Genomic DNA, 3,496 nt, shown 5'->3' with positions numbered 1-3,496 from the left:
GCAAAGCAATTTCTGCGTCCCCATCGTCTAGAGGCCTAGGACACCGCCCTTTCACGGCGGTAACAGGGGTTCGAATCCCCTTGGGGACGCCACTTAGTTTAAGTAATGCATAAAGCAGTGTGACACCACACTCTCTATGCACGACGTTAACAAGAGTCTAATCTCTTGGGTACTTACTATTTATTAGTAATATAGCTTTACTAAAAAGCGTCTAAAATCAATTTACCTGCATCTCTATAGTTACCTCAGAATTTTTCATCTAAGTTAAAATCTCAAAATTAAATCTCTGCGGGTTTATTCCCCGCCGCTTGCGGCGTAGTATTGAGTAATGAGCGAATTTATACATAAAAGCCACAATGTGACAGTTTTACTTTATCACTTAGTTTTCCCCGCAAAATATAGAAGAGCAGTTCTTGATGCGGGAGTTGATAGAGCAATCACAGAAATTTGTGTCGAAATAGAAAAACGTTACGAAATCAAATTTTTGGAAATTGGGACGGATGAAGATCATATTCATTTTTTAGTTCAGTCAGTTCCAACCTACAGCATTACAAAGTTGGTAACGATGATTAAAAGTTTAACGGCAAGAGAGATTTTTAAAAAAGTGCCCTCATTAGGTTTTAGACGCTAGGTACTAGGGAAACCTAGAGCAGGCCAGCGTTAAAGTTTATTAAAGCGAATATAGGCAGTTATCCAAAAAAGATAAGCCTCAATGGTACTCTTAGCATAACGCTTGCTATACATATGATCTTGAATCATGTTTAGAAAAAGAGATTTCATAAATAATATTCAACTTTAAAACTGTACTGTATATATAGACAGTTGTTTGTGTTTTGTCCAATAACATTATTAAAAGTTGTTTTGGTGTATTTTAACCACGGTAATTTTATAACATACGTAATTTCCTGTTTACATTGGGGTTGTTTAGTGGAATTATGGAGCTATGTAATATACGCCGTTTTGGGGTGTTATAATCCCCCAAAGTGGTGTTCAATAAGCTGTTATGTGAATGGAGGTCGAAATTGTCTTCTGTACCAAAAAATAAGGATGAATTGGAGTTAGCAATAAACTCAATATTTCCCAAACTAATGATCGACTATCGCTCAACCCCTGAAAGTAAAGCCCGAAAAGTCGGCGTAGAGGGGAACGTTAAAGGTACATTTATTAGCGTTAGTGATACAGTCGCTTACTTGATTGGTTGGGGGAAACTCGTTCTAAAATGGCACCGTTTAAAATCTCAAAATCAGCATGTGGATTTTCCTGAAACTGGCTATAAATGGAACCAACTTGGGTTGCTAGCCGAAAGTTTCCACGAGGAATATCGTGCCTGGAAATACAGTGATCTGCTTGCTGAACTAGAGTTTACGATTAACGAGATACTTCTACTCATTTCAAGTTTAAGTGATCATGAGTTGTATGGTGTAGCGTGGTATGAGCAATGGACTCTAGGGCGCATGATTCAGTTCAATACATCATCACCTATGAAAAATATGCGTACAAAAGTTAGGCGCTTCAATCGGGAATTCACATAACAAAGCGTTTAAGAGGGATTCTCAACGCTTGGCAGTTTTGGTTTAAAGTTCAGCTTTTGTGTTTATGGCACAATGGCTTAAGTCGGGTGGTATAGCGTTGTTCACCCCTTAACGCGGCGTTAGCTGAATAGTGAATTTATGGAGAATAATATGGACTTTTTTAGTAAAAGTGAGATAGAGAGTTCGCTAGAGCGTATTGATGAACTTCTATCATGCGGGATTTTTCATCCCAACAATTCCAGTCATGTTTTGATGCGAGCAGCATTTATTGAAATGTTAATTTCTTTACGAGATCTAATGTATAAAACGGAAAAGTTTTCTGATCGTATCGACTTTAAAGACGACGTGCTTATTGAGGGTAAAATTAAAGATGTTAGCGACTTAATCAAATATGTTCGTGATGCACTGTGCCACCCAGACTCAGATAACCACTATATAGAGAAAAACAACATAAAGTCCTCATTTAATGTTGCATTTGGTAAGTGTACCTTAATGAAAATGGATGATTTCGAGCAATCCTCAAAGTACGATGACGATGTATGTTTTTTCTTTGGCTCAAAAAGCATCTATTTAAAACGTCATATAATACGTGCACATCAAGAGGCTAAAGAAAAATTAACTCCATTACTGAAGTAGTTAGAATTCAGCTAACAAAGCGTTTAAGACGGATTCCCAACGCTCGGCATTTTCGGTTTGATTTAGCTTTAGTGTTTACGGCGCAATGGTTTAGGTAAGGTGGTCTGCGTTGCTCACCACTTAACGCGGCGTTATGTTTTCGCGATATGAATGAACTATTGAGTTACCTAGAAAATTGGATAACATCCAAAACTAAGATTATTGAGAGTGAAGAATTTAAAGTATCTATATCTGATGTCTTTGGTGATTCCAAAAAGTCACGATACATAGATCTTGATACTGAAAAGTTAGTTGCTAGAGCAACGCTTTGGGAATCAGGTGAATTGGAATTGGAAGCTTTGGATTTCAAAACTGAAAAGCAAGTAATCCAGTTGTCTACCGTAGTTGCTGAAACCATTGAATTGGACGATAAATTAAATTGGTGGTTGAGCGAAGTTGCAACGTATTGAAAACATAACAAGAATTTAAAGCGGGACTGCTAACAGTTTGCTCGGTTTCGCTTCGCTACACATTTTAGCAAACAATTATCAGCCCCTTAAATGGGCGTTAGCATTTATGGAGGTTTATCACATGAAGTGGGCATTTATAGACTACGAAAACATTGGCTGTTTGAGTAAGTTGGATTTATCCGTTTACGAGAAAGTTATTGTTTTTGTAGGTGCTAAACAACCTAAAATAGATTTTGGCGATAAAAAGTATGAATCTCCGATCAACTTAGTTTTAATTCAAATTAAAGCAACACAAGCTAACAATTTGGACTTTCATCTATCTTATTATCTTGGTAAATATACTCAAGAAGCCGCATCTAATGTAAGCTTTGAAGTCATCACCAATGATAATGGTTTTACACCGTTAATTGCGCATATCAAAGGCAATGGTCGTTCCTGTAAACAAGTTAAAATGGTAAATGCGTCAGGTGAAATATCCAAGTTAATTCATAGCTTAAAATCTAAACCTAAAGAAAAACGCCCTCAAAAAGTTGTCAGTTTAAGAAACCATATAGCTTCCCATATGAAAGCTAAAGGTAATGAGGTGGCAATTCAAAATTACTTAAATCAATTAGTTAATCAAAATGTATTAACGGTATCTGAGAGTGGAGTGCAATATAAATGCTAACAAGTCACTCAAAAGGACAAAAAACAGTTGGCTTTTTGCTCCTTCGTCGCTAATTTTAGCCCACTATTTTTTGCCTCTTAGTGAGGCGTTAGGGGTACAAATGGATTTCAGAGTAATCGTCATAGCATTGGTATTAGCCATTTCTGGTTGTCAATCTACTTCAAATAAGAAAATGGAAGATTTAGCAAAAGTTGCAGAAGGCGGTGATAATT

Annotated in this window: 6 protein-coding genes and 1 tRNA gene; 6 read left to right on the top strand and 1 reads right to left on the bottom strand. The window is 36.8% G+C overall.

Annotated elements, in window-relative coordinates:
* The first annotated feature begins 16 nt into the window (after positions 1-16).
* Positions 17-92, top strand: a tRNA-Glu gene (locus tag HHO47_RS18795).
* Between the two features lie 236 nt (positions 93-328).
* Positions 329-631: an IS200/IS605 family transposase gene (gene tnpA / locus HHO47_RS19215; RefSeq protein WP_282435337.1), complete on the top strand. Its 303-nt coding sequence runs from the start codon at positions 329-331 to the stop codon at positions 629-631.
* 29 nt (positions 632-660) lie between these two features.
* Here tnpA and HHO47_RS19695 read toward each other — a convergent pair whose 3' ends face one another.
* Positions 661-759 carry a phage integrase N-terminal SAM-like domain-containing protein gene (locus HHO47_RS19695; RefSeq protein WP_432651945.1) on the bottom strand — a complete coding sequence of 33 codons (99 nt, stop codon included), beginning with the start codon at positions 757-759 and terminating at the stop codon, positions 661-663.
* 263 nt (positions 760-1,022) lie between these two features.
* Here HHO47_RS19695 and HHO47_RS18785 point away from each other — a divergent pair, with 263 nt between their 5' ends.
* From HHO47_RS18785 to HHO47_RS18770, 4 genes are all read left to right on the top strand, one after another.
* Positions 1,023-1,532 (top strand): ClbS/DfsB family four-helix bundle protein, encoded by a 510-nt coding sequence (locus tag HHO47_RS18785; protein ID WP_169021672.1) that lies wholly within the window; start codon positions 1,023-1,025, stop codon positions 1,530-1,532.
* Positions 1,533-1,682: 150 nt separating this feature from the next.
* Positions 1,683-2,168 (top strand): hypothetical protein, encoded by a 486-nt coding sequence (locus HHO47_RS18780; protein WP_211183782.1) that lies wholly within the window; start codon positions 1,683-1,685, stop codon positions 2,166-2,168.
* Positions 2,169-2,314: 146 nt separating this feature from the next.
* Entirely contained in the window at positions 2,315-2,617 is a 303-nt protein-coding gene (locus HHO47_RS18775) for an immunity protein TriTu family protein (protein ID WP_169021671.1), read from the top strand.
* Positions 2,618-2,738: 121 nt separating this feature from the next.
* Entirely contained in the window at positions 2,739-3,284 is a 546-nt protein-coding gene (locus HHO47_RS18770) for a PIN domain-containing protein (RefSeq protein WP_169021670.1), read from the top strand.
* Positions 3,285-3,496: the final 212 nt, after the last annotated feature.

The sequence above is a fragment of the Pseudoalteromonas arctica genome, assembly GCF_012927645.1.
Classification (GTDB): domain Bacteria; phylum Pseudomonadota; class Gammaproteobacteria; order Enterobacterales; family Alteromonadaceae; genus Pseudoalteromonas; species Pseudoalteromonas arctica_A.
The sequence above is the reverse complement of the archived record's forward strand: the minus strand, read 5'-3'. Positions and strand labels throughout refer to the sequence as shown.

What these genes read in the sequence shown, in the direction of transcription:
- HHO47_RS19695 (WP_432651945.1), bottom strand. Translation starts at nt 759, where the DNA reads ATGATTCAAGATCATATGTATAGCAAGCGTTATGCTAAGAGTACCATT.
- HHO47_RS18780 (WP_211183782.1), top strand. Translation starts at nt 1,683, where the DNA reads ATGGACTTTTTTAGTAAAAGTGAGATAGAGAGTTCGCTAGAGCGTATT.
- HHO47_RS18770 (WP_169021670.1), top strand. Translation starts at nt 2,739, where the DNA reads ATGAAGTGGGCATTTATAGACTACGAAAACATTGGCTGTTTGAGTAAG.
- tnpA (WP_282435337.1), top strand. Translation starts at nt 329, where the DNA reads ATGAGCGAATTTATACATAAAAGCCACAATGTGACAGTTTTACTTTAT.
- HHO47_RS18775 (WP_169021671.1), top strand. Translation starts at nt 2,315, where the DNA reads ATGAATGAACTATTGAGTTACCTAGAAAATTGGATAACATCCAAAACT.